This is a genomic window from Pseudofrankia coriaricola (genome assembly GCF_032027725.1).
In the GTDB taxonomy this organism is placed as follows: Bacteria; Actinomycetota; Actinomycetes; order Frankiales; family Frankiaceae; genus Pseudofrankia.
Map to the genome: position 1 here is coordinate 348,413 of NZ_JASNFO010000001.1, position 26,231 is coordinate 374,643.

Below are 26,231 nucleotides of genomic sequence, written 5' to 3' on the forward strand. Positions count from 1 at the left end.
GTCTAGGCCCCGCCTCCGACATTCCGCGCCGGCAGTTCCAGCACGTCGTAGAGCTGCCGGACGGTGGGCAGCGCGTGGTGCCCGGGGCTGGTGGCCTTGGCTAGCCCTCGCGCCCGCTGGAGGATGAGGCCGTCACGGCGCTGGGGCGGGAGCTCCATCAGCGTCCGGGCCACGTGGGCTACGCCCTCGGCGACCTCGCCGTCGTGGATGAGGCAGTCGGCCCTGTCCAGCTCGATGAGGGTGCGGTCGAGGTAGTTGCTGGACGGATACAGGGTCAGCGCCCGGTCGGTGGCCTCCCAGACCCGGCGGCGGTCATGAAGGTGCGTGAGGGCGTTGCCTTCGTGGAAGCGCAGCTGGGCTTCGTTGTAGCCGAAGGCCGACTCCGTCACGTCATCGGGCTGAAGGGCGGCCAGGATGGCTTCGGCCTTCCGCAGGGCCGCATCAGTCTCGACTTTCTGCCCGAGCACTGCATGCGCGCGGGCCTGGAGGGCGGCGGCCAAGACCGCGCCCACGCACGGCGTGCGTCCGGCGATGGCCTGGGCTTCCTGGGCAGCCGCGACGGCCTCGCGCACAGCGCCGCCGTAGTAATAGGTGTAGGCGTCCTGGGCGCGCACCCACGAAGACAGGGCCGCGTCCCCGGATTCATCGGCGGCCAGACGGGCGGTCCGACCCCAGGCCCGGGCCGGGCTTCGGTGTCCCATCTTGATGAGCGACAGGCTGATGAGGCCAGCCAACTGCGCGGTGATGTGGGTCAGCTGCCTCGTGGTGCTGGACGGCTGGCGGGTCGCCAAGGCGTGCTGGACGGCGGAGAAGTCGGCCGCCAGGTCCTCCAGCTGCACGGAAGCGGGCAGGTAGCGCGTCGCCCGGCCATGATCTGAAACGACACGCTGCCAGTCCTCGATGGTGGCCGCGGTGGGAGCCCCGGTCGTGAGGTGGCCTTCGGCTCGGCGGCGCAAACTCTCCAGATGCAGGAGGGGATCGGCGGGTCCGAAGCTGTCAGGACGATTTGGCATGACCTCGCCGGATCGTGGAGGGAGCCGGAACCACAAGAGCTCTTCGGGGATGCGCAGGGCCCTGGCCCACCGGATCAGCTTCGTTAGGTCGGTGATGGGCTCCCCGGCCTCGATGCGGGATAGCTGGGCCTGGGTGAGACCCATCCACCCGGCGATGACGGCCTGGGAAAGCGGTGGGCTGTGGAACGCGTGAACGCGGTAAGCGGTGATGACCCGGCCCATGTGCCAGGCCTCGAGGGCGTCCCGGAGTTGGTCGGTCTGCCAGAAGTCCGCGGGCACTTCGGGGGCGGCAGCCACGAGGGCCCGGGCCCGGCGGGTGCAGGCGGCGCACTGAGAACCGGCGTTGTCGCGGGCCAGGCGGGTGCCGCAGCGGCAGTAGCGACGGGAGGGTTCGCCCGCGTCCATGGGACCCCCGTTCCATCGGCACCAGATGATCATCCCAGGTGGATCATCCTGACCCCGGAGTGTATTCGTCACGGTGCGTGGTGGCGAGGCCCCATACATCCGGTGCATGATCCGTATTCTTTCGGCCCCTTGGCCCGTTCTGGGCCGTCGCGCCATGGTCCCGGTGGCCCCGGGGCCGGGTGCGAAAAACCGTCGCCTGGCATATCCGCCCGGCTCCGGGTGCCCACCACCACAAGCCGTTGCAGGAGGAGGTCACTGTGGGCAGATGGACGCGCGGCGTGCGCTCGCGGAGCTTGCCGACGTACGAAAACAGGCTGCCTGTAACCCGCCGTAAGCGGCGGAGGCTCGGGCCGGTGACGGTAGCTCTCGTCGATCATGGCTATGGCCCGGTCTTCTCGCGCGAAGTCCGAACCTTCCTCCGTCCCGAGGGGGTGGCCGTCCCGACGGAGCCGGAGCCCTGCCGCCTTGCGGAAACGGTCGGCGGAGACGTCCACACCGTCACCGTCTGGCCGGGCCAGGCGCCGGAGGACCTTATCGATCAACTGGTGAAGGTTCCGTCGACGGCCGCCTTCGTGGAAGCCTTCGGCGACGTCAGCTCCGTACTGATATTCGGCCCCGCGGATGTTGAAACAGGCCGCCTGTCTGCCCTGCGGGCCGTCGTCGCGTCCCTCGGGCCGGAAGATCACGGGCCGCATGACGCCAGTCGTTGACTCCTGCGGGCCAACCGGGGCCGCGAGCCTGATGATCGAACTCGACGGGGACGGGAGCTTCCCCGTAGCGGTGCCGGTTCCTCCGGTGCGGCTCTCCCGCCGACCGGGAGTCCTGGTAGATACCTGGCCGGAGCCCGAGTTCGTCCTGGCCCGCCAAGATCCGCCGGACTGCGTGGCCACCTGGCTTGCGAAGGACAACCCGGCCCGGGTGCTAGTGGCCTGCCCGTCCCTGGTCTCCCCTGCGCAGACCAGGCTGGCGCTGGCCGTCGGGCGTGTCCTGGCTGATCAGCGGGAGGCGCGGGGTGCGGGCCCCAGACCTGTGGTCACCTGCGGTGTCCGGCCACGCTGCGGCTGGGAGGGCAGCGGGGTGATCGTGCCGCATCCGGTCACAGTCTTCACCCGGGGGAGTGCCCAGTACCGGGTTGTCTGGGAGGTCTCCAATGAGCGGCGGCTCCCGGACTGGCACGCCAGCCTGGCGCCGAGGCCATCCATGACCGGCCTTTGACCGGGCCCGCCCCAAGATCAGGACTCCGTGAGCAGCTCCAACGGGTCGAGGCGGAGGGTGGCCGCGAGCCGCTCCAAGGACCGCAACGTCAGGTTGCGTTCGCCCCGCTCCAGGCCGCCCATGTAGGTGCGGTGGACGCCAACGACATCGGCGAAGGCTTCTTGGCTGAGACCGCGCCCCTCGCGGTAACGGCGCAGGTTGCGCCCCACGATGCGCTGCAGGTCTCCCTCCATGACAGACCCGACGCTGCCGGTCTGCTACTTGTAGGTCTACAGACTTATGAGTAGCATCGGAGCGGCCAGGCGAAAGCGATTTACAGGCTGGAGGTGGCAGATGACCGGCGGCGAGGGTAGCTGAAGTACGAGGGCATGAGTGCCCCACAAAGCTCCGGACACCAGGGCTACAGGCCAACGGTGCCGGAGCTTTGTGCTGTGTGGTGTCGGGCCAACATGATCATAAAGTGATACAATAATGACGAAACGCCATGGCAAATCTTCACGAAGACTACGACAAGCTCCAAACCGCCTTCATCGGGCTCGTGGTTGCCGTGGCCGGGCTCGGGTTGCTCGTGCTCGCCAAAAACCTGCATCTGTTTCCGCAGCTAGCTTGGATGTCGTTCTTCCCCGTGAGCGAGATCGGCGGCTTGCTCTTTTCCTTCGGACTCTTGGGCATCGGCCTCGACTACATCCAGCGGCGCAGCGCCAGCCGCCTCCAATCAGAGCAGCTGCGCCAGGTCATCACCGAGGAAGCGCCTGCCCTGCGGGATGCCGTCATCAGCGGGTTCGCCTTTGACCACGCCGATCTGGCGCGGGTGGCAACGCCGGAGATGCTGGACGAGGTCTTGCGCAACACCCTGGCGCTGCGCGTGGGAGACGCGACCTTGGCCCGCGAGCTGTACGACGACATCCGGGACCAGGCCATTGCCTCGACGGAGCGGTGGCGTGACGCCCGGGTGGAACTGACGCTGTCGCCTCTAACCATGGTTAGAGGCACTTCCGCCGGAAGTGCCTCGTCCGCTAGCCGTACCCCAATGTTCGCCCTGACGGCCCGGTGGGAGTACACCACCATCCCGGCCGAGCCCGTCCGCCGCTTCGTCTGCGTCTCAGACCGCCAGGAGTACCGGGATCTCAGCCAAGAGGCGGGACCAACGTCGGCATGGTGGTTTCGAGCCGTGGACGATCTGGACGGCGGCTCCCCGGAAGCCTTCGAGCTAGTCCAGTTCACGGTGGATGGCCAGGAGCGGCGCATCCGGCGCAGCGCGCGTGACGGCAGCCAGACGTACAGCGTCTCCGTGGGCAAGGCGGCCGTCGAGGCCGGCCAGCCGGTGGTGATCTCGTACACCTACCGGACGCTCGTGAGGCAGGAGGGCCGGCTCATCAAGATCGACGTGGAACAGCCGACCCGAGGGTTGACGGTCCAGCTTGACTACCGCGACGCGCACGTCCGGGACGTGCGGCTCCTCGACTTCTTCGCCAGCAGCAACCGTGCCCGCATCAGCGAGGCGCCGGAAACGCTGCCGGAGCGGATGATCCGGGCGGAGTTTGATGGGTGGGTGTTGCCGAGGTCGGGGGTTGTACTAGCCTGGGAGCTGGCGCAGCATGTGCATAATAACAAGTAACTGCTATCTGCAGTCATAACTGATAATCAACCTGTCGCCCTTGTTTCGTACCTTTTCTATCGCGACAGTTCCCAAGGAGGAAGTCTTTGCAAGATGAGTACCTGTGCAAGGTCGCCCTGTGAAGTCTGGACGGATCTTGACGACTCTAACCGAGGCTCCACTCGGAATATAGTCGGGGATGAATCCGCAATTCCTCTCGACGTCCTCAACGCGAGACAGATTGAGAATCTCAACACTGGTATCGTCTCGCCCGATAGTATCTAGGTTTTCTTGGATGGCGAGTTGAAGGTTCGCGGCTTCATCTGTCGTGAGCCTCTTCCGGTACTCTATCCTGTTCTGGTTCGGACCGTAGTGAATAGCGGCGATAATCTCCTCGTCGAAGCCGGCCATCTTTGCGGCTACGATTACAGCCTCACCAGCGGAGTGCCAGCGGGAATGCAACTCTCGAACTCGCCGATCGACCACCGCTTTCACCGTTTCGCCGACATTTGGCAACCTACCCTCTAGTCGCCCGAAATGGAGCACCTGAGCGTCTTTTATAACTACACTTTCAATATCAAAAATAAACCCTTCACCTTCGAGCTTGCCGGTATCTGAAGGCTGCCCTCCACGTTTCGGGTAATAAGGGGTCCTGTCAAGAACAAGAAATTGCCTACCATCGTCTTCTGCATAGCCGAGAATGAGGCAGTTGGCTTGAAGCTGAAACTGATTATCAAGGTAAAGTAGCTGTTTGTCTAGGTCGGATCCACCTGTTGAACCACTCGTGTGCATGAAGCTAGACCGTCCCATTCGGTATTAGGATTTCCAGTGTATCACCCTGGTGCCTATTTTAAAAGTCTGCTTGCAGGACGATAGGGTACGCTTCTGACGTCAGAAACCTCTGGCCTGCAGTTTCTTAGTGGCCGCCACGAAGTTTCTTATCAGCGGAGACGCTCGGCGCATTTCGTGTAGCCGGCGAGTATGTGCGTGTGAATGGCCTCCGACCCCAGTGCTTGCTTTAATTGGGGCCTGCTCGGCACAGTTTGACGGAGCTTCCTCCACATATCTTTCCAGGTACACTCGGATCAATCCAATATGAGCGCCAGATGATCCCACAAATTGGCCTAGAAAGTTTGCAAATTCTTTCGCTGATGAAATAAGGCTTGGTGGTGCAAGCGCAAGCCTCCTGGCGAGCTCGTCGACTTCAAACTTCTCTGGCACAGCGGGATCAAGGCCGAGACTTTCGATGAAAATCGTGACTAGTGGGGTACAGTCCCGATCCTTGCCGGTCTGGCTTATTTCTGGCTGGGATTGGTAGCGTTCGAACCCTCTCACGTATTGATCGTACTCTTCATCGGCCGTTCCAATTAGGTAGTCGGTTACCGCCATTTCTCCTATGTAGGCGGCGTTAGGGCCAGAGTATTCCTCGCCGTTGATGACCGTCGGGACTAGCCAAGAACGCATGGTGTTAAATTCGGCGGGGGACATCAGCGGCCTCCGCTCGCCTCCGACCGAGTTTCCGTTGTGGAATCCGATATACTCTGTACGAGCCAGACTCATTGCGTGCGTTGCTGCGCGCAAGACACTGGCACCCTCCGCTGTGGCGAGGCTAACATGCCCTCGCAGCAGAGCTCGAATATCCCGGTTAACCTGACGCCGAAGTTCGGTTTGACGGCGCACTGCGGAGATGAAAAAGAATTCGTAGGGTTCCGCGGTGAAGCTCAACGGTGGCTGGCCAATGTTCTCCTCCCAGTAGAGATCTGCGGTCAAAACAGGGGCACGCTGTCCAGCCGCCGAAATTATTAGCGCCTCTTCGATCCTGGGCAGCTGTGTAACGATCCAACCTGGCTGCTTCCCGGACGTCTGAGCATTTCGTTCTCCGGACGTCAAAATCAATCCAAGAATTTGAAGGATTTGCATGTCGGGCTCTGGCTTGCGATGAATTAGTGTGGCTATTTGAGTAATAATAGGGCGAATCTCGGAAATCCACTTCTCCAAGGAAATCTTGCCGTCGCGGCAGTCGGTATTGCATAGCGGAAGCTTCTCTTTGACAAGGATGCTGAGCCCATCAAGGACAGCGGCTCGCGGGTCATCATTCATTGAAAACCTCGCCTCCAGGCGCGGGTGGAAAATGACGAAATGGCTGGCGCCGCTCTTCAAGCCCGAGCGGCAGACGATTTGTCACGCTCAAGCAACAGGCCGCCTTGTCGCGGGTGCTTGTGAGCGTCTGGCATGCAGAAAAGTAGGATTCACTTGCGGTGGTCTGCCCGACGACCGACCACCACTCTCAACCGACCGACCACCGACCAGCCACCCTTCCCAAGACGACCAAGGTCGGTCACACTTGGTGGCAGGCCTACGACGGGGGAAGCCGTGACCTTGGATGACGCTCCGGCAGAGATGCCTGGCCCGGTACTGCCGGAACAGCGGGTAGGTGCGGCTCTGCGCCAGGCGCGTGAAGATGCCGGTGTCTCGCTCCGCATGATGGCCAAAGAGCTTGGCTACAACTCCCACACCACGCTGTCAGGCTTCGAGCGCGGTGCCACGATGCCGACGGACGAGGTGGTCGAGGCCTACGAGCGAGTTCTGAAACTTCCGTCCGGCTCTCTCGTGTCTGTGCTCGAAGAGGCACGGATTGAACGTCACGGAGACGCATGGCCAAAACGACGTGTCCATGTACCGCTTCAGGCGGTGCAGTCGGAAGGTGAAAGCGCGGATCCAGCTAGTACTGATGGCCCGGCGGCCGCACCTTTCGACGAAGCGAAGCCGGATCGAAGGCGCCCAAGCCGTCGCCTCCTCACAGTGTGTGCGGTCGCTCTTGTGCTCATAGCTGCCGCAGGACTCAGCCTTGGGCTGACGCTCGGCCGCGGAAAGAGCACCGTGGCGGTTCCCGACGGCAGCGACCCAGTGGTAACAGGTTGCGCCAAGAAGGCAGACGATCTTGATCAATCAACTTCGATGGACGTGTTCTTTCCTGCTCAGCACTTGGCCGGCACCTTGCAGCTTCGGACGTCGACGAAATGCGGAACGGCCTGGGGGCGCTTTGTTCCTACTGCAGCCTTGGGCACGTCACCACCCGTGACAATCGAGGTTGACGTTCATAGACCAGCCGATAATGGCGCCGCCCTATTTCATGTTACAAATGATGGACAGCCAGCCTATGGCGGCATGCTTCACGCAGACCACGTGTGTGTCTACGCGACCGTGAAACTTACTCGCGGAGCGACGTCTTCTGCGTCGTTCAGCACGACTTGCGTCAGGGTCTAGCAAAAGGCTGGGTGTAATTTTGCAAGGGGCGCTTAGGCCTCCTCTGCCACATACGGCCGCTCCCCACCTGGCCGCCTGAAGCTCATCACCAAATCCCGGATGGCCGGATCTGCCGCGTACCGCTCCGTCCGGTACCAGTTCTGAATCAGCTCGAACTCGGTCTCGACGGTCTGCCCGAAAGTGTCGGCGTTGCTCATGACCAGGTGGATCTCGCACCGGTCAGTGGGCGCGTCGAGGTCGCACGCGCAGAGCGACAGCCACTGCCGAAGCTTGTCCTGGGCAAAGTCCCACTCTCCTGCGGCCCGCACGGCCTCCTCGAAGACGTGAGGCTCGGGAGCTTCGAGGCGACTGCGGATGAGACGCAGCCGCGAGATGTACTCCTCCGGGAAGGCATCGTGGTACTCGATCCGCTGCGCAGCGTCGTTGAGGGCTTCGCAGCCAGGGTCGGTGGGGGCGAACCACAGTGGCCCGTGGAGCCGGAAGAAGCGGTCGCGCTCATAGGAGAACTCGACGGTCCACCAGAGGACGAGATCGAGGTACTTCGTCCAGCTCGCCAGGCCGTCTCGGCGCTGCACCAGGGCCGTGGTGAGGTCTGCCTGGAGGGCGTACCCGGCCGTCTCCATCCGGAAGTAGTGGTCACGGAAGAGGCCCAGCCAGTACAGGGCGACGCTCTGGGGTACCTCCGCCCCGACCATCATCCGCTGGACATCGGCCCGTAGGTCCTGCTCCCGTGCAAGTTCCAGGATCTGCTGGGCAACGAGTCGCCGCAGGCGTTCCTCGCGGCGGCCGCGGAACTGCCGCATCTCGACGCCGCTTTCCTCCTGGGCCTTGCGCCGGGCCTCCGCCGGATCAAGCTTCGCCGTGCGGTAGTGCACGCGAAAGAGCAGCTGGGCCTGGACCTCTTCAGCGGCGTCACCGAGGCGTTCGGCGGCCTCCCGTACGAGTTCCACGATGGCCTCGGCGGTGCCCAGGGTGTTGTCCACGCGCGTGCGGGCGGCCACTACGGACAAGCCGGTGAAGGCCGGGAGCTGGTTCGTCTCCCCGTTCAGGAGGGCTTCGACGTCGAGCGCCGAGTCCCCAGCCTCGCGGACAAGCGCCAGCTCGGCGGTGAGCTGGTCGAGCTGATCTGACTGCGGCATAGCGCCTATGGTGCGCGTTGCCACCCGGCTGCCACCTGACGCCCTCCTCAGCGCAGCCCGATGGACGGAATCTCGGATCAAGCAAGCGGCAAGGAGCCGCCTCGCAGACCGAGGAGCCGCCGATGACAGATCTAGAGCCCTACCGCCCCACCGGCCTGGACCGCATCACCGCCCAGGGCCGCACCGTCGCCCGTCGCCTGCGCGAGGTCGAAGGCGAGGCCGTCGTCCGCGCCAGGGCTGTGCTCCGGCGGGAACAACTGGACATGCTTGAGGCGCAGCTGCGGATACGGGACGGTGGTCGACTGCTGCGTGCGGCGGTTGACGAGTTCGCGCAGAACGACGCCTTCATCCACGTCCGCACGCGGGACAACCCGGCCTTGGAACTCGCGGCCCGCGAGATAGAGCGCCGCATCCAGCTGGCAACTGGTGACGTCGCCGTCAACCACGTCACTCGCCAGTGACCGAGACCATCGCAGACATCCTGGCCCTTGGCTACTTCCTCGGCTTGGCGGCCTGGATGGCTCCCAAGGCCTGGCGCGAGATCCGGCGGCGCAAGCCGTGATCCACTATCTTCTCGATTCCTGGCCCGGCTATCTCATCCTCACGCTCGCGAGTTTCGGCGCCGCTTTCATCCTTACGCTGGCGTGGCTCCTGCTCGTGGAGGAGCTACCCCGGCTGCGGATTCGCGTACGTGAGGCGGTGTCGTACCGCCTTCATCTCCTCCTCATCCTCGCTCTTTCCCGACTCCTGAAACTGGAGGTGGCCCATGAAATCCGTAAAGATTCCCGGCGGCATAGCCGCTAAGGGGGTGGCGGCTGGCCTGGCCGGAGCCGCTGGGGTGCTCCTGGTCATCAAGCTGGCCTGGTGGGTGCTTTCGCCCATGCAGCCGGTGCTGCTCGCCTTCGTCATCGGCCACGCCGTGGTGAAGCTCTACACCGCCGTGGCCAAGGCCCGGGCCCGGGTGCTTCATGCGCAGACGGAGGCCAGGCGGGGGCATCGTGGCTGAGGCTCCCCGTCCGCATGAGGCCGAAGATCATCCCGCCGCGAGCGCCATGGAGGAGCCGGAAGCCCCGCGGTTCGTGGGCTCGGCCCTGGCCCACGCCGTACGGGCGGGCTGGTGCTGTCGGAACTGTGGGGGAGGCTTCTGCCTGCATGTTTCGCCGTCACGGTGCCCCTCGTGCGGAGCGCGCTCCGGCCGTCGCCGGAAGCGCCCACCGGCGGAGCCGGACCTATGAGCAAGAAGCTGAGCGAGACGCTGATCCTGCTCTTCGTGGTCTGCGTCGGGGTGAAGGTAGCGGCCGGGCTTGTCTCGGCCGCCCTGCCCGCCCTCATCCCCGTCTTCATCATGGTCTTGGTCGCCATCGTGATCATGCGTTGGCGCTCTCACCTGTGAGTTGTTCCAGGTGTTCGCATTTCGTTCGCTCCAATTTTCAGCGCTTTACCTAGTAAAGTGCTGGCCGTTTCAGGCTATAACTATTTGCGTAGCGCAGCCGCAACCCAAATTGTCGGGAGGTGTCTTTCGTGCGGCCAAAATTTGGGTCAGTGAGCAAGTAATCATGCAAGGAGGGTGTGTATGAGTCGTCGAATCCGCATCACGGGGGTGCCCCGCGAGAAACCAAATATCGGACTGTACGTGCTGGCGCTCATAGAACTGGCCCGGCAACAGCAGGAGCAGGCGAAGGACCGCCAGGAGTCCACAGCTGCGACCAGGAAGGCGGTGCCCGATGAGCGGTGATCTTCTCTTCTGGATCAGCGTCATCATCTGCGGCCTCATGACCTCGGCCATGGCGGGCATCCTCGCCCTGCGGATGCGGGAAGAGGCCCGCTGGCATCGGGACCTGGCGATCTACGCCTTGCGTTTCCCCCGAGGCGTGGAGCCGTTGGCGGTGGTCGCCATGCTCACCGGCCTGTCAGGGTTGGCCGCGCCCTGGTGGCGGCGGGCCTGGACAGTGCGGGGCGTGGTGATCGAGGTATCGGCCACGGCGGCAGGCATCGCCCACCACCTGCTCGTGCGGCGGGTGGATGCAGCGGTAGTGCTGGCCGCGATCCGGGCTGCGATGCCGGATGTGGCGGTGACGCCAGATGGCGGGTACGAGCCGCCGCGTCCAACCTCAGCGGTGAGCCTGGGCCTGTCCACGCTGCGTCGCCCCCTGGACACAGGCCGCCCCGAAGTCGTCTCGACGGCGATGCTGGCCAGCCTTCAGCCGCTGGCCGCCGGAGAGCGGCTGGTTATGCAGTGGGCCCTGATGCCTGCCCGCCCCACACGCCCGGTGGTCGAGAGCGCGGGGCCGGGGTCCGCCGGGTTCATCGGGCAGATGGTGGAACGCCTTGTCTTCGGGCCCCGGCTCGAAGCGGCCGCCGCCAAGGACCTGCGGGCTAAGCAGTCCGGCGCCATGTTTGTGGCCGCCGGGCGGATCGGGGCTACGGCCCGGACACGGGAGCGGGCGGGGCAGCTCGTTGGACGCATGAACGCGGCCATGCACACCGCCCACGCCCCGGGGGTCAGCTTCTACCGCCGCCGGATCGGCCGGAGTCGGGTAGCCGCAGATCTAGCCGCCCGCCGCTTGCCGGTGGTGACGTTCCCGCTGGTACTGAACACCTCGGAACTGGCGGCGCTCGCAGCCTTCCCCTTGGGCTCCGTCATGCTGCCGGGCCTCAGGCTCGGTGGAACCCGACAGCTGGCTCCGTCCGCCGACATTCCCATGGGGCCGCGGACGGTGGCCCGGTCCACCTTCCCCGGCGCGGAGCGGCCCTTGGGATTGTCGGTCACAGACAGCCTCCGGCATCTCCACGTCATCGGGCCCACGGGCGTCGGCAAGTCCACCTTGTTGCTTGGGCTCATCACGCAGGACATAGCGGCCGGGCGTGGCGTCGTCGTCCTCGATCCCAAGGGCGACCTTGTGGCCGATGTCCTCGACCGGGTGCCCCAGAATCGCCGGAATGAGGTGGTGATCTTGGACCCGGCCGACGAGGCGCGGCCGGTGGGGCTGAACCTGCTCTCAGGTAGCCACCATGCCCCGGAGTTGGTAGCGGATCAAGTGGTGGGGATCTTCCACCAGCTGTACAAGGCGTTTTGGGGACCCAGGACCGATGACATCCTCCGGGCCGCCTTACTCACCTTGGCCACCGAACCCGGCATGACGCTGACCGAGGTGCCGCTGATCCTCACGGATGCGGGCTTCCGGCGGCGGCTCGTGGCGAAGGTTGATGACCCCGTAGCCCTCGGCCCGTTCTGGGCCTGGTACGAGGGGATGAGCGACGCGGAGCGTGCCCAAGCCATTGGCCCCGTCATGAACAAGTTGCGGGCCTTCCTCCTACGCCGCCGGGTGCGCAACGTCCTGGGCCAGGCCGCGCCTCGACTGGATCTAGCCGAAGCCCTGGCCCACCGCCGCATCGTGCTTGTGCCCCTGACCAAGGGCGTCCTCGGAGAGGAGGCGGCGGCCCTCGTCGGATCCTTGGTGGTCGCCCGCGTCTGGCAGGCCACGCTCGGCCGGAGCGCGATTGCGGTAGGAGAGCGGCCCACCACCTTCCTGTACGCCGACGAGTTCCAGGACTTCGTGAACATGCCGCAGAACTTCGGCGACGTCCTGGCGCAGGCTCGCGGCCTGGGACTGGGTATGACCCTGGCCCACCAACATCTGGGACAGCTTCCATCCGATCTCCGAGAAGCGGTGCTGGCCAATGCCCGCTCTCGCGTGATCTTCCAGACCTCGGCGACGGATGCTGGGCGGCTGGCCAAGGAGCTTGCGCCGCACCTGGGGGCTTCGGACCTGCAAGGGCTGGGTGCGTATGAGGTGGTCGTGAGCCTGTCCGCAGGTTCCCGGGTGGCTCCGCCCGCTACGGGCGTGACGTTGCCGCCGCCTCCTGCTATAGGCCAAGCCGCCCTGGTGCGGGCAGCCTCGCGGCAGCGCTGGGGCCAGGACCGGGGCGAGGTTGAGGCGGCCATCCGGGCTCGGCATGAAGGCCGTCGCCCTGCCGGACGAGTCGGCCGCCGGGAGGTCTCCGAATGAGCCGGGGACTTCCGGCCGCTGTGCCGGTCGCGTCGAGCTGGCTCCCACGTTTGCGGTGGCTGGACGCGGTATCTGCGGCAAAAGTGCAGACGACTCCCCAGCTCTTCCGTGAGGCGCACTCATGAGCCGGGCGTATGTCACCTCCCGGCAGGTGGCGGCCCTGGCCGCGACCATCACGCCTCGGGAGCGGGAGATCCTCTCCACCGTGGCAAGCGTGCGCGTGGCCACCGGGGCGCAGCTGGTGCGGCTACATCTGGGTGACGTCTCGGCGCGGCGGGCCCGTGGGGTCCTGGCCTCGATGGTGGCCCAGCGGCTCCTTGGACGGCTGCCCCGGCGGATCGGCGGTGTGCGGGCCGGGTCGGCGGGCTTCGTCTACACCCTCGATGTGGCGGGCCTGCGCATCTTGGACCCGGAGCGGCAGCGCTGGCAGCGGCCCTGGCCGGTGGGTACGCCCTTCCTGGCGCACTCCCTGGCCGTGACGGAGTTGTACATCTCCTTGCGCGAAGCCGAGGCCGCCGGGCTCATGGTGGTGGCGGGCTTCCAGGCGGAACCGGCCAGCTGGCGCGGCTTCCCCGGCGTCGGCGGCGGCCGGATGGTGCTCAAGCCCGACGCCAGAGTGCGTCTGCGGCTGGGCCGGTACGAAGACACCTGGATGGTGGAGGTGGACCGGGCCACGGAGTCGCTCCCCACAATCCGGCGCAAGTGCGAGACCTACATCCGCTACTGGCAGTCCGGACGGGAAGGCGAGGTCTTCCCCCGGGTGCTGTGGCTGGTGCCTGATCAGCGGCGGTATGACCAGCTTGTTGATCTCCTGGCACGCCTGCCCGAAGACGCCTGGCCCCTGTTTACCGTCGCCCTCTTCGGCGACGCCGTGCCCCGCCTGATCCAGGGGGCAGCCGAATGACGGAGCTACCGCGCAACATCATCTTGGTGGGCGACGCCGCCACCCGGCTGCGGGAGCTGCCAAGGGCTTCCGTGGACTGCGTGATCACCTCGCCCCCGTACTACGCCCTCAGGAACTACGGCCACGATGACCAACTTGGCCTTGAGGCCACCGTGGACGACTGGGTCACAGGCCTGCTGCCGGTCTTCCGGGAGCTGTCCCCGGTCATCAAGCCCACCGGCTCCGTGTGGCTCAACCTCGGGGACAGCTTCAGCAGGCACGCCAAGTACGGCGCGCCGCCCAAGAGCCTGCTCCTGGCGCCGGAGCGCCTGATCTTGGCTCTGTCCGCTGACGGGTGGATCGTGCGAAACAAGGTCATCTGGGCCAAGACCAACCCGATGCCCAGCTCCATCCAAGATCGCCTGACGTTGACGTATGAGGTGGTCTACTTCCTAGCCCGCAGTCCTCGGTACTTCTTCGACCTGGACGCCATCCGGGAGCCGCACCGCTCCGGCGGTGGCAAGGCGGCCGCGAAGGCGGACTACGCCCGGCCGACGTACCGGGGGCCGCTGGCCGCCTCCAACGAGGGCCTGCGACGGGAGCGTCCGCCGGGGCAACCGGGCCATCCGCTCGGAAAGAACCCTGGGGACGTTTGGCAGCTGGCAGCGGCCAACTTCCGGGGATCGCACTTCGCAACGTTCCCGCCGGGTCTGGTCCGCCGTCCGCTCCTCGCAACCTGTCCAGAGGCGGTCTGTACGGCCTGCGGCCAGAGCTGGAAACGGCGCTACACCGTGCGGCAGATGTGGTCCGCCAAAGATCAGGAGATGAGGACGGTTCGGGAGCCGGGGGACTTCATCCGCTGCGGCTGCGAGGCCCCAACCGTGCCGGGAATTGTGGCGGACCCCTTCTTCGGCACCGGGACTGTGGGTGCGGTGGCCTGCGAGAACCGCCGGGACTGGCTTGGGGTGGAGCTGAACCCGGAGTACGTGAAGCTGGCCGAAGATCGCCTCCGGACCGCCTGCGGCCCGCCGGAAGAAGTTGCAGCCTGCGCGGCCTGACCTCGCCGGTGTCGTGCGGCCGAAGTCCTCATCCAGCAGGGATGAGCGGCCGCACCCGCACCGAGGAGGTCTCCGTCATGACGGAACCTGCAAAGTCTGTCGGGGGTCACAAGACCCTGGCCGTGAAGTTGCCCGCCGCCCTGCACGCCCAGCTGGAGCTGATCGCCAGAGTGGATGAGTCCACCCTGGGTTCGGAACTGCTCTGGGCTGTGGAGTTCTACGTCGAGGCCAAGCGCGCCGCGCCGGACTTCGCCGAGAAGGCGCAGGGCGTGATTGCCGAAGCCGAAGCCCAGGCCGCTGCAGCCCGCCAGGCCGTTGAGGCGCTGCTGCGACCGGTCTCCGGAGCCGACAGCCCGGCCAAGCCCGGAACCCGGGGCACGAAGTGATGTAGCCATACGGCTCCATCGTCACATGGCCGGAGGGATGCGAAGATTCGCATCCCTCCGGCCCACCACCTTGCATGTTTTTGGCTGTGCAAAGCTGAAAAACGGGCGTTCATGTGGGTTCAAATTCCTGGAAGAATGACGGGTATTTTGGGCCGGAAATGCAATAGAATGGGTCGGGTCGCAAAATAACGCGAAGAAATGGAGGTCTCTTATGGAAGAGCAATCATCGGATATCGAACAGGCCTCGAATAAGAAGGTCATCATCTACCTGCGGGTGGGACGCACGCCGGGGTGGGAGGCTGCCATCGACCGCCAGCGCCAAGAGTGCGAGGAACTCGCCCGCCAGCTGGGAGCCCGTGTCACCGGCGTCTACGCCGACCACGGAGGCTCCGGCAGGTTCCAGGACCGACCAGGCCTGCGGAAGCTGCTGGGCGACCTTGGGCGAAGCCGCGACGTGTCCTGGCTCCTCGTGTCCTCCCGCGACAAGCTGGGCCGGAACGCTGCCGACAACCGGGGCGTCCGTCTCGCGCTGGACGGACTCGGGGTGCGGCTGGTGAGCACCGCCGAAGGCATGCCAAGTAATGGACCAACTGCGGCGGACCGCTTCACGGCGCAGGTTCACAGCACCGTGGCCGAGCTGTACCACCGCCGGAGCACCCGATGAAGGCGGCAGCAGCCGGAGCTGCACTGCCTCCGCCACCACTGGCCGCCCTGGCACCAGCTGAGCCGCAGCGCAGCAAGCGGGCTGTGATCTACCTGCGCGTATCCACCGTCAAGCAGGCCAGCAAAGATGATGATCCGGAGGGCTACTCGCTACCCGCCCAGCGTGACGCCTGTGAGCATAAAGCCGAAAGCCTCGATGCCGAGGTGGTTGCCGAGTTCGTCGACCGGGGCGAATCGGCCAAGACGGCGGACCGGCACGAGTTTCAAAAGATGCTGGCCTTCGTCAAGCAGCAGGGCAACATCGACTACGTGATCCTGGACAAGGTGGACCGCTTCGCCCGCAACCGGCGGGACGACGCCAACATCATGTTCGAGCTGAAGTCCGCGGGTACAACGCTCGTGAGCGTCAAAGAAAACATCGACGAGACCCCCGGCGGCCAGTTGTTGCACGCGATCATGGCCGGGATCGCCGAGTTCTACTCGCGCAACCTGGCGACCGAGGCGCTCAAAGGCATGACCCAGAAGGCAAAATTTGGCGGGACGCCAGGGCGGGCGCCGGTTGGCTACCTGAATACCCGCCAGCGCATCGAGGGTCGAGAAGTCGCCATCGTCATCATCGACCCGGAACGGGCGCCCCTCGTGCGCTGGGCCTTCGAGGCCTACGCCACCGGGGAGTGGACCATCCGCACCATCACCGAAGCCTTGGCCGAGAAGGGCCTAAAGACACTGCCCCACGGGCCAAAGATCCCGGGGCCGCTGGCTCCCTCCCACGTCTCCCGAGTCCTACGTAACCGCTACTACATCGGCAAAGTCCTCTTCAACGGAGCCGAGTACGAGGGCCGCCACGAGCCTCTCATCCTCGACAGCCTCTTCGAGCGTGTCCAGGAGGTCCTCAAGGCCCACGACGTGGCCGGTGAGAAGCAGCGCGTCCACAACCACTACCTCAAGGGCACCGTCGTCTGCGCCCAGTGCGGCAGCCGCCTGTGCATCACGAGGGCCAAGCAGTACTTCTACCTCTTCTGTCTGGGCCGTCACCAGCGCCGCACCGACTGCACCATGCCCTACCTCAGCCTGGAGGCCGTCGAGCAGGCTGTGGAGCGCTACTACGCCAGCGTCCGCTTCACCGAAGCCGAGCAGGACCAGATCCGCGCCCAGCTCCGCGCCGAACTTGATCGTCAGCACGCCCAGTCCGACCCGGAGCTTCAGTGGGCCAAGCGTCGGGTCGCGGAGTTGACCGAAGAGCGGCGGCGACTCGCCCGGGGTGTCGTGACTGGCAGCATCCCGGAGGATCTGGCACACGAAGAGCAAGCGCGGATCGCCAGGGAGCTACGGGGTGCCCAGAACCTCCTCGTTGCCGCCGAGACGGTCTACGAAAGCGTCGAGGAGACCCTGCAGCTGGCCCTGTCCTGGGTTGGCCGCTGCGGCGACGTCTACCAGGCAGCCGACGCCCGCATCCGCCGCCTGAGCAACCAGGCGATCTTCAAGAAGCTCCTCGTGGAGCCAGACGACGATGGCCCCGTGGTCACGGGTGTCGTCCTCAGGGAGCCCTACACCAGCCTGGCCGGCACTGCCTTCCAGCGTGCGACCATCGACCGCACACCGGCCCCAAACGCAGCGAACCTCGGCCACGATCTTGTTCCCGGAAGGGATCTTGAGCGTGGGCGAGGTTCGAAAGAGATCAATTTGGTAGCCCGGGTGGGATTCGAACCCACACTGTCGGTGGTTTGAGCACCGTCTCTCTGCCGTTGGAGTACCGGGCCTGGCTGGGGGAGGTACGTGGGAGGTCGCCGGGGTGAACGCGGCGTGCCGGTCGTGCGTTGATGTGCCTCGGGAGGTGCTCCCCTTGATGACTCTAGCCGGGTAGGGTGCGTTTCGACCTCTCGCCCCGCCCGTCGGGGCTCGGGCGGTATCCCGGGATCGGGCCGCGGTGTCGGTGTCAGGCACTGGCCGCGGTGGATGTGCTCCCGGCTCCGCCGTCGCCACGTCGGGTGGAGCGTGACGTCGCCGCGTGCCAGGCGGTGGCTGGCGCCCGGTGGGACCTACCCGGTTCCCGGGGCGTCGCCGCCAAACCATGACGGTGAGCTGCCGCCAACCGGACGCTGGGTGCATCCACGTGCGCCCGGTGCCGGCAGAATGGTGACGACGCCGACCGATCCCCATCGACGCCGACCTCAGGAGAACGTCTCGATGAGCAGCCAGCCATCCTCGACGCCGCGCCGGGTGCTGATCGCCGAAGACGAGGCGCTGATTCGTCTCGACCTGCGCGAGATGCTGCAGGAGGAGGGCTACGAGGTCGTCGGCGAGGCCGGTGACGGCGAGATGGCCGTCGCCCTGGCCGGCAAGCTGCGCCCGGACCTGTGCATCCTCGATGTGAAGATGCCGAAGATGGACGGCATCGAGGCCGGCGCGAAGATCGCCAAGGAGCGGATCGCCCCGGTTGTCATCCTCACCGCGTTCAGCCAGCGGGAGCTGGTCGAACGGGCGCGGGAGGCTGGCGCGATGGCGTACGTCGTGAAGCCGTTCCAGAAGAAGGACCTGCTGCCGACGATCGAGATGGCGATGAGCCGGTTCACGGAGATCGTGAGCCTGGAGGCCGAGGTCGAGGACCTGCAGGGCCGGCTGGAGGCCCGGAAGATCATCGAGCGGGCCAAGGGTGTGCTGCAGACCGAGCACAAGATGACCGAGCCGGACGCGTTCCGCTGGATTCAGCGGACCTCGATGAACCAGCGCCGCACGATGCGCGCGGTCGCCGAGGCGGTCCTTTCCGGGGAGGCCCTTCCCGGCCAGTGACCCGCGAAGACAGGCCTGGCGACGCGGACGACGGCGACCGCGACGGCGATGGCCGGGACGCCGCGCGCGCGGGCGGGGCCGGGTCGCCGCTGCGACGGCTGGTGCGGTGGCTAGCCGGGAGCGCGCGGGGGAGCGAGATAGTCGCCACCGACCCGGTGGTCGGCGGCGGGGTCGATCCGGACGGGCCGCTGGTACCGGGCTGGCAGGTCGCCAAGGTGTGGCTCGTGGTGGCGGCCCGGTGGATACGGCACTCGGCCCGGACGACGGCGGCCTGGGCGGGGCGGCGGCGCCGGACGCGGCGCGGGCGGGCGCTGCTGGCGGGGCTGCTCGCCCTGCTGGTCGCGCTCCCGACGGGCCTGACGCTCGGCCTGCTCACGCTGCGCGACGGGCGGGCCGGCGGCGGGCCGGGTGGCTCGCGAGGGCCGCAGGTGATGCGGATCGGGGTGATGGCTCCGCTGTCCGGCGACCTCGGCAACATCGGCGGGTCGGTGCGCGACGCGGTGGCGCTCGCCGTCGACGAGTCCAACAAGTCCGAGGCGATTCCCGGCTGGAAGGCCGAGCTGGTCGCCAAGGACGACCTTTCCCGGCCCGACGGGGGAGCCGCCGCCGCCGAGGCGTTCGCCGAGGACTCGGCGCTGGTGGGGGTCGTCGGGCCGCTCAGCTCCAACGTCGCCCGGATCGCGGTGCCGGTGCTGGACGCCGGCGGCATCCCGGTCGTCTCGCCGTCCAACGGCGAGCCAGAGCTCACCGCGCAGGATGAGCCGCCCTACGTCCGCAAGCGCCCCTACGACCGCTACTTCCGGCTCAGCGGCAGCGACGCGGTGCAGGCCAAGGCGGGCGCCGACTATGCCGTGCACGTCCGGCACCGGACGAAGATCATCGTCGTCGACGGCGGGCCCTTCTACGGAGACACGCTCGCCGGGCGCTTCGCCAGCTACGCCATCGCGGCCGGCGCCGAGGTGCTGACCACCTACCAGGTGAAGGGCGACGGCGCCGACGGGAAAGAGGTCCAGGAGGTCGCCGAGGGCATCCAGGAGTTCAACCCGGACCTCGTGTACACCTCCACCGGCTACCTGTTCGCCAGCGCGCTGCGCCAGCGGATGGCCGACGAGGCGATCTCGGTCCAGATTCTCGGAACCGACGCCATGCTCAGCGCCCGCTACCTCGACTCCGCCGGCGAGGCGGCCGAGGGTGACCTGGCCACCGACCTCGCCGTGCCGCTGTCCCGCCTGCCCGCCGCCGGCGCCTTTGCCGACGAGTACCTGAAGCGCTGGGGACCGGTCGTCGGCGGCCCGGAGCAGCCCGCCGTTCCCGACAAGAAGACCGGCTCGCCGACGCCGACGCCGTCGGCCGGCGCGGCTGGTTCGGCGGCCCCGCCGGGCGCCGGTTCCGCTCGCCCGGGCGGGAGCGACGGCCAGGACCGGGACGGGCAGGGCATGAACACGCCCGGCGGGTCCGGATCGAGTGCGCCGGGCGCGAGGGTCTCGGGTGAGGATGGCTCGGGCCGCGGCGACGAGCCGCTGGCGGTGACTGGGCAGGAGGCGGACATGATCCCCGCGCTGGCCGCCTACGCCTATGACTCCGCTCGGGCCCTGCTGCGCGCCGCCGCCGTCGTGCTCCCCGGCCGGGTGGCGGTCGACGACGCGACCAGGGCGGCGATCGCCGCCCAGATCGCCCGGGGCTCGTTCGCCGGCGTCACCGGCCAGGTCGCGTTCGACGCCTTCGGTGACCGTCGAGACCCAGCCGCCGTGATCTACGCCATCGTCAACGGCCGCTTTGTCCCCACGGTCATTCCGGCCAGGTAGTCCGCCGCTCCTGGATCCTCGCCGGCCGCGCCGGCCGCAGCGGCCGCCGCGACCTCGGCTGCGCGCGCCCGATTGGTGATCTTCTGTCTGGCCGGACACGGTGCTGGCCCGGCGAGACTACAAAAAGTGACGACACGCTTACATTTAGCTTTTGGTTTGGCCTGATCGGCCGTTAGTTTGCCGGCCGTCCGGCGATCGTCGGGCCCGCGTGGGCGCCTCCCGGGTGCCGGGCCCCCACCGGTCCGCGCGAGCGGGTCGGTGGGGATGCAACGCCCACACGGTCGGCATGGCTGGGCGAAGGGACAGACCATGGATGGTCTGGGTCGGCGGCTTCGGCTGCTGGGAGCTGTCGCGGCGGTGGCCGCGGTAGCGGTGGCGGCGGCCGGATGCGGCGGGGGCGGCGACAAGGCCGAGGCGAAGAAGGAGTTCGCGATCGGCTTCCAGGGTCCCCTGTCCGGCGAGAACCAGCAGCTGGGCATCAACGCGTACAACGGCATGCTGACGGCCGTCGACTCGGCCAACCGGAGCGGTACGCTGCCGTTCACGCTGCGTATCGTCGCCTCCGACGACCAGGGCTCCCCCGAGCAGGGCCCGACCGCCGCGCAGAAGCTCGTCGACAACTCGCGGGTCATCGCCGTCGTCGGCCCGATCTTCTCCGGCGCGACAAAGTCCAGCGAGCCGCTGTACAGCCAGGCCGACCTGCTGTCGGTGAGCCCGTCCGCGACCAACCCCCAGCTCACCAGCCTCGGGTTCGGCAGCTTCTTCCGGGTGATCGCGCCGGACACCATCCAGGGTGCCGCCGCCGCGGACTACATCGCCAAGGCGCTGAAGGCCAAGCGGGTGTTCTCGCTCGATGACCGCAGCGACTACGGCGCCGGCCTCTCCACCGCGCTCGAGAAGGCGCTGAAGGCCCACAACGTCACCGTCACCCATGACAGCGTCAACCCGACCAAGGACTACACCTCCGAGGCGACGAAGATCACCGCGGCCGGTCCCGACGCGGTCTACTACTCGGGGTACTACGCCGAGTTCGCGCTGCTGGTGAAGGCGCTGCGCGGCAAGGGCTACGAGGGCAGGATCCTCGCGGGCGACGGCTCCAACGACGACCAGCTCATCGAGCAGGCCGGCGCCGACACGGCCGAGGGCGCGCTGCTCACCTGCGCCTGCGGCGACGCGAACTCCGACCCGAAGGCGGCGTCCTTCGTCGCCGAGTTCAAGCGGGTGAACAGCGGCACCAAGCCCGGTACCTACTCCGGCGAGGCCTACGACGCCACCCAGGCGATCATCTCGGTGCTCACCAAGGAGGGCACGGGCGCCACCCGCGCCTCGGTCCTCAGCGGCTTCCGCGCCGTCGACATGCCTGGCGTCACCAAGCAGATCAAGTTCGACGGCCACGGCGAGGTCCAGGGCTCGACGGTGTACGTGTACGAGGTCCGGGGCGGCAAGCGGGTCGTCCTCGGCCCGACGACCGCGCTGCTCAAGCCGTGACCCCTGCCGACGACGCCGCGCCGGTCAGGCCGGCTGGCGACGCCGCTGGCGCCCCCGCATCGCTGGGGGCGCCAGCCGCGTCCGCGGTCGAGGCTGAGTCCGCGTCAGAGCCCGCCGCGCCGCCACCCGCCGGGTCGCCTGCCGGGTCGACGGCCGCCGCGGGGGACGGCACCCGCCTGACCGATCTTGCGGGCACCTGGGACCGCCGGGTGCGCACGGCGAAATGGGGAGCGCGATCCGCGCGTGGCTAGCGGGGGGCAGATCGCGCGGCTGGCCATCGACGGGCTCGCGGCCGGTGCGGTCTACGCGCTGATCGCGCTCGGCTACACCCTCGTCTACGGCGTGCTGCGGCTGGTCAGCCTCGCGCATGGCGAGGTGTTCATGCTCGGCGCGTTCGGCGGCCTCTACGCGGCTCGCGCCGCGCTGCCCGCCGGGGCTGCCGGCGCCGGCCCCGGCGTCCTGGCCTGCATCGGGCTGGTGGCGGCCGGGACCGTCGCCGGCGGCCTCGCCGGCGCGGTGGCCGCGCTCGGCCTCGAGCGGGCCGCCTACCGGCCGCTGCGACGCCGGGGCGCGCCGCGGCTCGCGTACCTGGTCAGCGCCGTCGGCGCGTCGATGTTCGCCGTGAGCCTCGCAGGCAAGGAGTTCGGCCGGCGCGACGTTCCCGTGCCGGGCCTGTTCACCGACCAGACCGTGCTACGCGTCGCCGGCGCCCCCGTCTCCGCGGAGACGCTGGCGGTCGTCACCGCCGCGCTCGGCCTGCTGCTCGCCGCCGACCGCCTGGTCGCCTGGTCCAGGCTCGGCCGGTCGATCCGGGCGGTGGCGCAGGACGCCGAATGCGCGGTCCTGCTGGGAGTCAGCCTGGAACGGGTGATCGTCGCGACGTTCGTGCTAGGCGGGGTGCTCGCCGGCGCCGGCGGCTTCCTCTACGCGATGACCTTCCACGCGTCCTACACCATGGGCTACGTCCCCGGGATCAAGGCGTTCACGGCCGCCGTCCTCGGTGGCCTCGGCAATGTGCGTGGGGCGCTGGCCGGCGGCCTGCTGCTGGGCCTGGTCGAGAGCTTCGGCGGCTACTACCTGCTCGACGCGGGCTATCAGGACGTCATCGCCTTCGCCGTGCTGATCGCTGTCCTCCTCCTGCGCCCGTCGGGCCTGCTCGGCGCCCGCCTCGGACGCCCGGCATGAGCGGCGGTCCGGACGAGCCGGCGAGCCCGCCGGCGGGAATGCCGTCTGTCGCCGAGCGGATGGCCCAGCTGCGCGCCGCGGGCCGGCCGCCGGACGGCTGGGCGGGCGCCGCGGCGACGACGGGCACGGCGGCTGCCGTGGCTGCCGCGGATACCGGGAACGCCGGACATGGCGGGGATGCCGAGGGTGTCGGGGACGAGGCCGGGCCGGGCCGGTGGTGGCGCCGGCTCGGCGGGTGCCTGGTGCTCGCGGCGCTCGCCGCGCTCGTGACCGGGCCGTCCGGGAACGCGGACCGGCCGCTCGCCGGGGCCAGCGGGTCGCTCGCGGGGGAGCGCGGCGTCCTCTTCCTCGCCGCCGGGCTGCTGGCCTGGGCGGGGCTGACCGGCTGGCCGCGGCTGCGCGGCCTGCTCGGGCGCCCGGCCGCGTACCTGACGGGCGTCGCCGCCGAATGGGCGGAGGACGTCCGGGACCGGTCGGGATCACGCGGCCGGCGGCGCCCGTCGCTGGATGACGCGGCCTCGCGGCGCAGCCGGATGATCGCCGAGGCTCAGCCCCAGCCGCCGCCCCGCGTCGGGCCGAGGCCGCCGGGCCAGCGCGGGGAAAGCGCCCACCTCGTGCCACCCACGGACCGGACCTGGGCGGTCCGGTCGAACTGGGTGATCTGGCCGGCACCGCCGGTGCCCACCGAGCCGTCGGTGCCCACCGAGCCGCCGGCGCCCACCTCCGGCCGGCTCGCGGCCGGGCTTGCCATGGGCGCGGCGGCGGGAGAGACGGGGACGCCGGGCCGGCGGCGCTGGTACCGGCGCCCCTGGGCGCGGGGCGCGGGATACGCGCTGGCGCTGGGGGCCGCGGCGGGCGCGCCGCTGGTCGTCTCGACCACGGTGCGGCAGGTGATGGTCAACGACATCGGGCTGTACGCGCTGCTCTCGCTGGGGCTGAGCATCGTCGTCGGGCGTGCCGGCATGCTCGATCTCGGCTGCGTCGCCTTCTGCGCGATCGGTGCCTACACAGCGGCATATCTGTGCGCCCCGGGGGCGATGCCCTGGCACGCGCCGGTCACCGTCTCGCCGCTGGTCGCGATGCCAGCGGCGATGGCCGCGGCGGCACTCGTCGGCCTCGCGCTGGGGGCGCCGCTCCTGCGACGGCACGCCGACCTTCTGGCGATCGTAACCCTTGCCTTCGGAGGGGTCGTCCAACTGGTCGCGAACAACGCCGACGGGATCACCGGCGGCGCCGGCGGCGTGTTCGGGGTGCCGCCGCCGTCGGTGCGGATCGGTGGCTTCCACTACGCCTTCGGGCTGGACCCGCTGCCGTACTACTACCTGCTGCTCGGCCTGGTCGTGCTGGTCATGGCCGCGCTCGCCGGCTGGGACCGGTCACGCGCCGCGCGGGCCTGCGCCGCGCTGCGCCAGGACGAGGTGGCCGCCGGGGTCCTCGGTGTCCGCGCCGCGAGGATGAGGCTGCTGGCCTTCACGGCCGGCGCGGCGGTCGCCGGCCTCGCCGGCGCGGTGCTCGCGACCAAGCAGTTCTTCAACCCGCAGACGTTCAGCCCACAGGCCTCGATGCTCGTGCTCACAGTCGTCGTCGCCGGTGGGGCGGGCTCACGCCTCGGCGCCGTCCTCGGCGCCGTCGTCCTGCAGGGCCTGGCCTTCCTCCTGCGCGACCACGTGCCGGCCGCGGACCGGTTCCTCTACTTCGGCGCCCTGGTCATGATCATGACGGCACTTCGCCCGCGGCGCCTGCTGCCCGCGCGCCTCCGGCTCGGCGGCCCCAGCGAGGGAGGGCCATGATCCTACCCGAGCCGCGCCGCCGGCCCCCGGCGGTGGTGCCGGCGCGCCCGGGCCCGCGCGTCGGCTGGAAGCCGGACGCGCCGACGGTGCCCGCGCCGAGCGCGGCGCCGCCGCCGCGGCCGATTCTGGACCTCGCGGGGCTGACGCTGCGCCTAGGCGGCCTGACGAGCCTCGCGGACGTCTCGCTGCGGCAGCAGCGGGGCACGGTGCTGGCCGTGGTCGGCCCGAACGGCGCGGGCAAGACGTCGCTGCTCGACTGCCTGACCGGAATCCGGCGGCCGAGCCGCGGCAGCGCCCACTTCTGGCCGACCCGCGGAGACGACGGGCTGGACCGGACGCCGTGGTCCGCCCCTCCGGCGCCCGGGCAGCAGCCCGCCGAGCCGCCGGCCCACGAGCCGCCGGCCCACGAGCCGCCGGCCCACGAGCCGCCGGCCAGGGCGCGGGCGTCCGCGGGAGCGGGCGGGGCGGAGGGCCCCGGCGTCGAGGCGGCGCGCAGGCCGGTCGAGCTGTTCGGGCGCTCGGCGCCGGCGGTGGCCCGGCTGGGTATAGCCCGTACGTTCCAGGAGACCAGGCTGTTCGACCAGCTCACCGCGCTGGACAACATCCGGGTCGGCGTCGAGGCGAAGGCCCGCGGCGACACCTGGCGGGTGCTGCTCCCGAGGTCGCGCGGGCGCCGGGAGATCCGCGCGGCCAGGTCCGCGGCGTGGGACCTGCTGGAGTTCGTCGGGCTCGCCGACCGGGCGGGCGAACGGGCGGCCAGCCTGCCGCACGGCGCACGGCGGCGGCTGGAGGTCGCCAGGGCGCTGGGCACCCGCCCGTCCCTGCTGCTGCTGGACGAGCCGGCCGCCGGCGTCACCGCCGCCGACCGGGCCTGGTTCGCCGAGCTGGTCGGCCGGCTCCAGGCCCGCGGCGTGAGCGTCCTGCTCGCCGAGCACGACCCGCGCCTGGCCCTGGCGGTCGCCGACGCGGTCGTCGTCCTCGAGGCCGGCGCGGTGGTCGCGACCGGCACGCCCGCCGAGGTCGGCGCCAGCCTCGCCGCCATGGGCGCCTACCGCCCGCCAGGCACGGTGGAGACCTGAACCCACTGATTGGCGCCGAGATGTCAGCTGGCCAATCGGTGGAGGAGGCGGTGAGCGTGGCAAACAGGGAGATGAGTTGGCGGATACGGCGTGCCCGCGTCCGGGAACGCACAACAGCCGGCCGCCGCGCGGGCCACGTTGACGCGGTTACCGAACGCTCCTAGCGTCTCACCCGCAGTGTGGGGACCGGGGGCGGGCGAGTAGAAAACGTCCTGGCTTGGGGAAGGCCCGGACGGCGCCAAAGCTCGCCCCCGGATCGCCGCTCGTCGCGTCCGCGCGCGCCGGGGAACCGCGCGGCTAGGCCAAAGTCGCTCCCCCGGAAGATCGGCTGGCGCCGATCTTCCGGGGACCCCTGCGGCGATGATGGCGGAGCCTCGCGTGGCCGGAGGCCGTCAGATACGGCCAGGCCAAAGGCCACGCGATGATGGCGGAGCCTCGCGTGGCCGGAGGCCGTCAGA

General features: G+C 68.6%; 25 protein-coding genes, 1 tRNA gene and 1 pseudogene. 20 read left to right on the forward strand and 7 right to left on the reverse strand.

Features of this window, described 5'->3' with window-relative positions; translation table 11 throughout:
• Window positions 1-2: 2 nt before the first annotated feature.
• Window positions 3-1,418 (reverse strand): helix-turn-helix domain-containing protein, encoded by a 1,416-nt coding sequence (locus QOZ89_RS01425; RefSeq protein WP_312622749.1) that lies wholly within the window; start codon window positions 1,416-1,418, stop codon window positions 3-5.
• Window positions 1,419-1,771: 353 nt separating this feature from the next.
• Here QOZ89_RS01425 and QOZ89_RS01430 point away from each other — a divergent pair, with 353 nt between their 5' ends.
• Window positions 1,772-2,128 (forward strand): hypothetical protein, encoded by a 357-nt coding sequence (locus QOZ89_RS01430; RefSeq protein WP_312622750.1) that lies wholly within the window; start codon window positions 1,772-1,774, stop codon window positions 2,126-2,128.
• Window positions 2,112-2,633: a hypothetical protein gene (locus QOZ89_RS01435; RefSeq protein ID WP_312622751.1), complete on the forward strand. Its 522-nt coding sequence runs from the start codon at window positions 2,112-2,114 to the stop codon at window positions 2,631-2,633. Before QOZ89_RS01430 ends, QOZ89_RS01435 begins: the two co-directional genes overlap by 17 nt.
• Window positions 2,634-2,650: 17 nt before the next feature.
• On the opposite strand, the gene QOZ89_RS01440 is transcribed toward QOZ89_RS01435, so the two are convergent.
• Window positions 2,651-2,866 (reverse strand): helix-turn-helix domain-containing protein, encoded by a 216-nt coding sequence (locus QOZ89_RS01440; protein ID WP_312622752.1) that lies wholly within the window; start codon window positions 2,864-2,866, stop codon window positions 2,651-2,653.
• Between the two features lie 251 nt (window positions 2,867-3,117).
• Between QOZ89_RS01440 and QOZ89_RS01445 the strand changes: the two genes are divergently transcribed.
• Window positions 3,118-4,251 (forward strand): hypothetical protein, encoded by a 1,134-nt coding sequence (locus tag QOZ89_RS01445; RefSeq protein ID WP_312622753.1) that lies wholly within the window; start codon window positions 3,118-3,120, stop codon window positions 4,249-4,251.
• A gap of 3 nt (window positions 4,252-4,254) precedes the next feature.
• Here the strand turns inward: QOZ89_RS01445 and QOZ89_RS01450 are convergent, their stop codons facing one another.
• Window positions 4,255-5,022, reverse strand: a complete 768-nt coding sequence (locus QOZ89_RS01450) for an alanine--tRNA ligase-related protein (RefSeq protein ID WP_312622754.1) — start codon at window positions 5,020-5,022, stop codon at window positions 4,255-4,257.
• A gap of 99 nt (window positions 5,023-5,121) precedes the next feature.
• Complete coding sequence (locus QOZ89_RS01455) at window positions 5,122-6,330, reverse strand: hypothetical protein (protein ID WP_312622755.1); 1,209 nt, start codon at window positions 6,328-6,330, stop codon at window positions 5,122-5,124.
• Window positions 6,331-6,603: 273 nt separating this feature from the next.
• Between QOZ89_RS01455 and QOZ89_RS01460 the strand changes: the two genes are divergently transcribed.
• Window positions 6,604-7,497, forward strand: a complete 894-nt coding sequence (locus QOZ89_RS01460) for a helix-turn-helix domain-containing protein (protein WP_312622756.1) — start codon at window positions 6,604-6,606, stop codon at window positions 7,495-7,497.
• A gap of 32 nt (window positions 7,498-7,529) precedes the next feature.
• Here the strand turns inward: QOZ89_RS01460 and QOZ89_RS01465 are convergent, their stop codons facing one another.
• A complete protein-coding gene (locus QOZ89_RS01465; RefSeq protein WP_312622757.1) occupies window positions 7,530-8,636 on the reverse strand; it encodes a hypothetical protein in 1,107 nt (368 codons plus the stop codon).
• Window positions 8,637-8,758: 122 nt separating this feature from the next.
• Here QOZ89_RS01465 and QOZ89_RS01470 point away from each other — a divergent pair, with 122 nt between their 5' ends.
• From QOZ89_RS01470 to QOZ89_RS47120, 10 genes and pseudogenes are all read left to right on the forward strand, one after another.
• On the forward strand, window positions 8,759-9,097 hold the full coding sequence (locus QOZ89_RS01470) for a hypothetical protein (RefSeq protein ID WP_312622758.1): 339 nt from the start codon (window positions 8,759-8,761) through the stop codon (window positions 9,095-9,097).
• A 305-nt stretch (window positions 9,098-9,402) separates the two neighbouring features.
• Window positions 9,403-9,642 (forward strand): hypothetical protein, encoded by a 240-nt coding sequence (locus QOZ89_RS01475; protein WP_312622759.1) that lies wholly within the window; start codon window positions 9,403-9,405, stop codon window positions 9,640-9,642.
• A 225-nt stretch (window positions 9,643-9,867) separates the two neighbouring features.
• Window positions 9,868-10,029, forward strand: a complete 162-nt coding sequence (locus tag QOZ89_RS01480) for a hypothetical protein (protein ID WP_312622760.1) — start codon at window positions 9,868-9,870, stop codon at window positions 10,027-10,029.
• Window positions 10,030-10,209: 180 nt separating this feature from the next.
• Window positions 10,210-10,371 carry a hypothetical protein gene (locus QOZ89_RS01485; protein WP_312622761.1) on the forward strand — a complete coding sequence of 54 codons (162 nt, stop codon included), beginning with the start codon at window positions 10,210-10,212 and terminating at the stop codon, window positions 10,369-10,371.
• On the forward strand, window positions 10,361-12,646 hold the full coding sequence (locus tag QOZ89_RS01490; protein ID WP_312622762.1) for a type IV secretion system DNA-binding domain-containing protein: 2,286 nt from the start codon (window positions 10,361-10,363) through the stop codon (window positions 12,644-12,646). Before QOZ89_RS01485 ends, QOZ89_RS01490 begins: the two co-directional genes overlap by 11 nt.
• Window positions 12,647-12,797: 151 nt before the next feature.
• Window positions 12,798-13,550, forward strand: a complete 753-nt coding sequence (locus QOZ89_RS01495) for a replication-relaxation family protein (RefSeq protein ID WP_312622763.1) — start codon at window positions 12,798-12,800, stop codon at window positions 13,548-13,550.
• Window positions 13,547-14,587 carry a DNA-methyltransferase gene (locus tag QOZ89_RS01500; protein ID WP_312622764.1) on the forward strand — a complete coding sequence of 347 codons (1,041 nt, stop codon included), beginning with the start codon at window positions 13,547-13,549 and terminating at the stop codon, window positions 14,585-14,587. The genes QOZ89_RS01495 and QOZ89_RS01500 overlap by 4 nt, the downstream gene beginning before the upstream one ends.
• Before the next feature lie 41 nt (window positions 14,588-14,628).
• Entirely contained in the window at window positions 14,629-14,973 is a 345-nt protein-coding gene (locus QOZ89_RS01505) for a hypothetical protein (protein ID WP_312622765.1), read from the forward strand.
• A 211-nt stretch (window positions 14,974-15,184) separates the two neighbouring features.
• The gene (locus tag QOZ89_RS01510; RefSeq protein WP_312622766.1) at window positions 15,185-15,637 is read left to right on the forward strand and encodes a recombinase family protein; all 453 of its coding nucleotides are present in this window, start codon (window positions 15,185-15,187) and stop codon (window positions 15,635-15,637) included.
• Window positions 15,634-16,680: pseudogene (locus tag QOZ89_RS47120) on the forward strand (recombinase family protein); the annotation flags it as partial. The gene QOZ89_RS01510 and the pseudogene QOZ89_RS47120, both read left to right, overlap by 4 nt.
• 282 nt (window positions 16,681-16,962) lie before the next feature.
• On the opposite strand, the gene QOZ89_RS01525 reads toward QOZ89_RS47120, so the two are convergent.
• On the reverse strand, window positions 16,963-17,265 hold the full coding sequence (locus QOZ89_RS01525; RefSeq protein WP_312622769.1) for a hypothetical protein: 303 nt from the start codon (window positions 17,263-17,265) through the stop codon (window positions 16,963-16,965).
• Between the two features lie 55 nt (window positions 17,266-17,320).
• Window positions 17,321-17,396: transfer RNA gene (locus QOZ89_RS01530), tRNA-Leu, on the reverse strand.
• Window positions 17,397-17,823: 427 nt separating this feature from the next.
• Here QOZ89_RS01530 and QOZ89_RS01535 point away from each other — a divergent pair.
• The 6 genes from QOZ89_RS01535 to QOZ89_RS01560 all read left to right on the forward strand — a co-directional run bounded on the left by QOZ89_RS01535 (window position 17,824) and on the right by QOZ89_RS01560 (window position 25,773).
• On the forward strand, window positions 17,824-18,426 hold the full coding sequence (locus tag QOZ89_RS01535) for an ANTAR domain-containing response regulator (RefSeq protein WP_071052321.1): 603 nt from the start codon (window positions 17,824-17,826) through the stop codon (window positions 18,424-18,426).
• Window positions 18,423-20,231: a branched-chain amino acid ABC transporter substrate-binding protein gene (locus tag QOZ89_RS01540; RefSeq protein ID WP_312622771.1), complete on the forward strand. Its 1,809-nt coding sequence runs from the start codon at window positions 18,423-18,425 to the stop codon at window positions 20,229-20,231. The genes QOZ89_RS01535 and QOZ89_RS01540 overlap by 4 nt, the downstream gene beginning before the upstream one ends.
• Before the next feature lie 309 nt (window positions 20,232-20,540).
• A complete protein-coding gene (locus QOZ89_RS01545) occupies window positions 20,541-21,719 on the forward strand; it encodes a branched-chain amino acid ABC transporter substrate-binding protein (RefSeq protein ID WP_312622772.1) in 1,179 nt (392 codons plus the stop codon).
• 243 nt (window positions 21,720-21,962) lie between these two features.
• Window positions 21,963-22,904 carry a branched-chain amino acid ABC transporter permease gene (locus QOZ89_RS01550; protein WP_071052324.1) on the forward strand — a complete coding sequence of 314 codons (942 nt, stop codon included), beginning with the start codon at window positions 21,963-21,965 and terminating at the stop codon, window positions 22,902-22,904.
• Entirely contained in the window at window positions 22,901-24,694 is a 1,794-nt protein-coding gene (locus QOZ89_RS01555) for a branched-chain amino acid ABC transporter permease (RefSeq protein WP_312622773.1), read from the forward strand. The genes QOZ89_RS01550 and QOZ89_RS01555 overlap by 4 nt, the downstream gene beginning before the upstream one ends.
• Window positions 24,691-25,773 carry an ABC transporter ATP-binding protein gene (locus QOZ89_RS01560; protein WP_071052326.1) on the forward strand — a complete coding sequence of 361 codons (1,083 nt, stop codon included), beginning with the start codon at window positions 24,691-24,693 and terminating at the stop codon, window positions 25,771-25,773. The genes QOZ89_RS01555 and QOZ89_RS01560 overlap by 4 nt, the downstream gene beginning before the upstream one ends.
• Window positions 25,774-26,231 lie beyond the last annotated feature (458 nt).

Bases quoted from the DNA above. Each gene is read 5' to 3' on its own strand.
- QOZ89_RS01425 (WP_312622749.1), bottom strand. From the start codon at position 1,418: ATGGACGCGGGCGAACCCTCCCGTCGCTACTGCCGCTGCGGCACCCGC.
- QOZ89_RS01435 (WP_312622751.1), top strand. From the start codon at position 2,112: ATGACGCCAGTCGTTGACTCCTGCGGGCCAACCGGGGCCGCGAGCCTG.
- QOZ89_RS01440 (WP_312622752.1), bottom strand. From the start codon at position 2,866: ATGGAGGGAGACCTGCAGCGCATCGTGGGGCGCAACCTGCGCCGTTAC.
- QOZ89_RS01445 (WP_312622753.1), top strand. From the start codon at position 3,118: ATGGCAAATCTTCACGAAGACTACGACAAGCTCCAAACCGCCTTCATC.
- QOZ89_RS01450 (WP_312622754.1), bottom strand. From the start codon at position 5,022: ATGCACACGAGTGGTTCAACAGGTGGATCCGACCTAGACAAACAGCTA.
- QOZ89_RS01455 (WP_312622755.1), bottom strand. From the start codon at position 6,330: ATGAATGATGACCCGCGAGCCGCTGTCCTTGATGGGCTCAGCATCCTT.
- QOZ89_RS01465 (WP_312622757.1), bottom strand. From the start codon at position 8,636: ATGCCGCAGTCAGATCAGCTCGACCAGCTCACCGCCGAGCTGGCGCTT.
- QOZ89_RS01470 (WP_312622758.1), top strand. From the start codon at position 8,759: ATGACAGATCTAGAGCCCTACCGCCCCACCGGCCTGGACCGCATCACC.
- QOZ89_RS01475 (WP_312622759.1), top strand. From the start codon at position 9,403: ATGAAATCCGTAAAGATTCCCGGCGGCATAGCCGCTAAGGGGGTGGCG.
- QOZ89_RS01480 (WP_312622760.1), top strand. From the start codon at position 9,868: ATGAGCAAGAAGCTGAGCGAGACGCTGATCCTGCTCTTCGTGGTCTGC.
- QOZ89_RS01485 (WP_312622761.1), top strand. From the start codon at position 10,210: ATGAGTCGTCGAATCCGCATCACGGGGGTGCCCCGCGAGAAACCAAAT.
- QOZ89_RS01490 (WP_312622762.1), top strand. From the start codon at position 10,361: ATGAGCGGTGATCTTCTCTTCTGGATCAGCGTCATCATCTGCGGCCTC.
- QOZ89_RS01500 (WP_312622764.1), top strand. From the start codon at position 13,547: ATGACGGAGCTACCGCGCAACATCATCTTGGTGGGCGACGCCGCCACC.
- QOZ89_RS01505 (WP_312622765.1), top strand. From the start codon at position 14,629: ATGAGCGGCCGCACCCGCACCGAGGAGGTCTCCGTCATGACGGAACCT.
- QOZ89_RS01510 (WP_312622766.1), top strand. From the start codon at position 15,185: ATGGAAGAGCAATCATCGGATATCGAACAGGCCTCGAATAAGAAGGTC.
- QOZ89_RS01535 (WP_071052321.1), top strand. From the start codon at position 17,824: ATGAGCAGCCAGCCATCCTCGACGCCGCGCCGGGTGCTGATCGCCGAA.
- QOZ89_RS01545 (WP_312622772.1), top strand. From the start codon at position 20,541: ATGGATGGTCTGGGTCGGCGGCTTCGGCTGCTGGGAGCTGTCGCGGCG.
- QOZ89_RS01555 (WP_312622773.1), top strand. From the start codon at position 22,901: ATGAGCGGCGGTCCGGACGAGCCGGCGAGCCCGCCGGCGGGAATGCCG.
- QOZ89_RS01560 (WP_071052326.1), top strand. From the start codon at position 24,691: ATGATCCTACCCGAGCCGCGCCGCCGGCCCCCGGCGGTGGTGCCGGCG.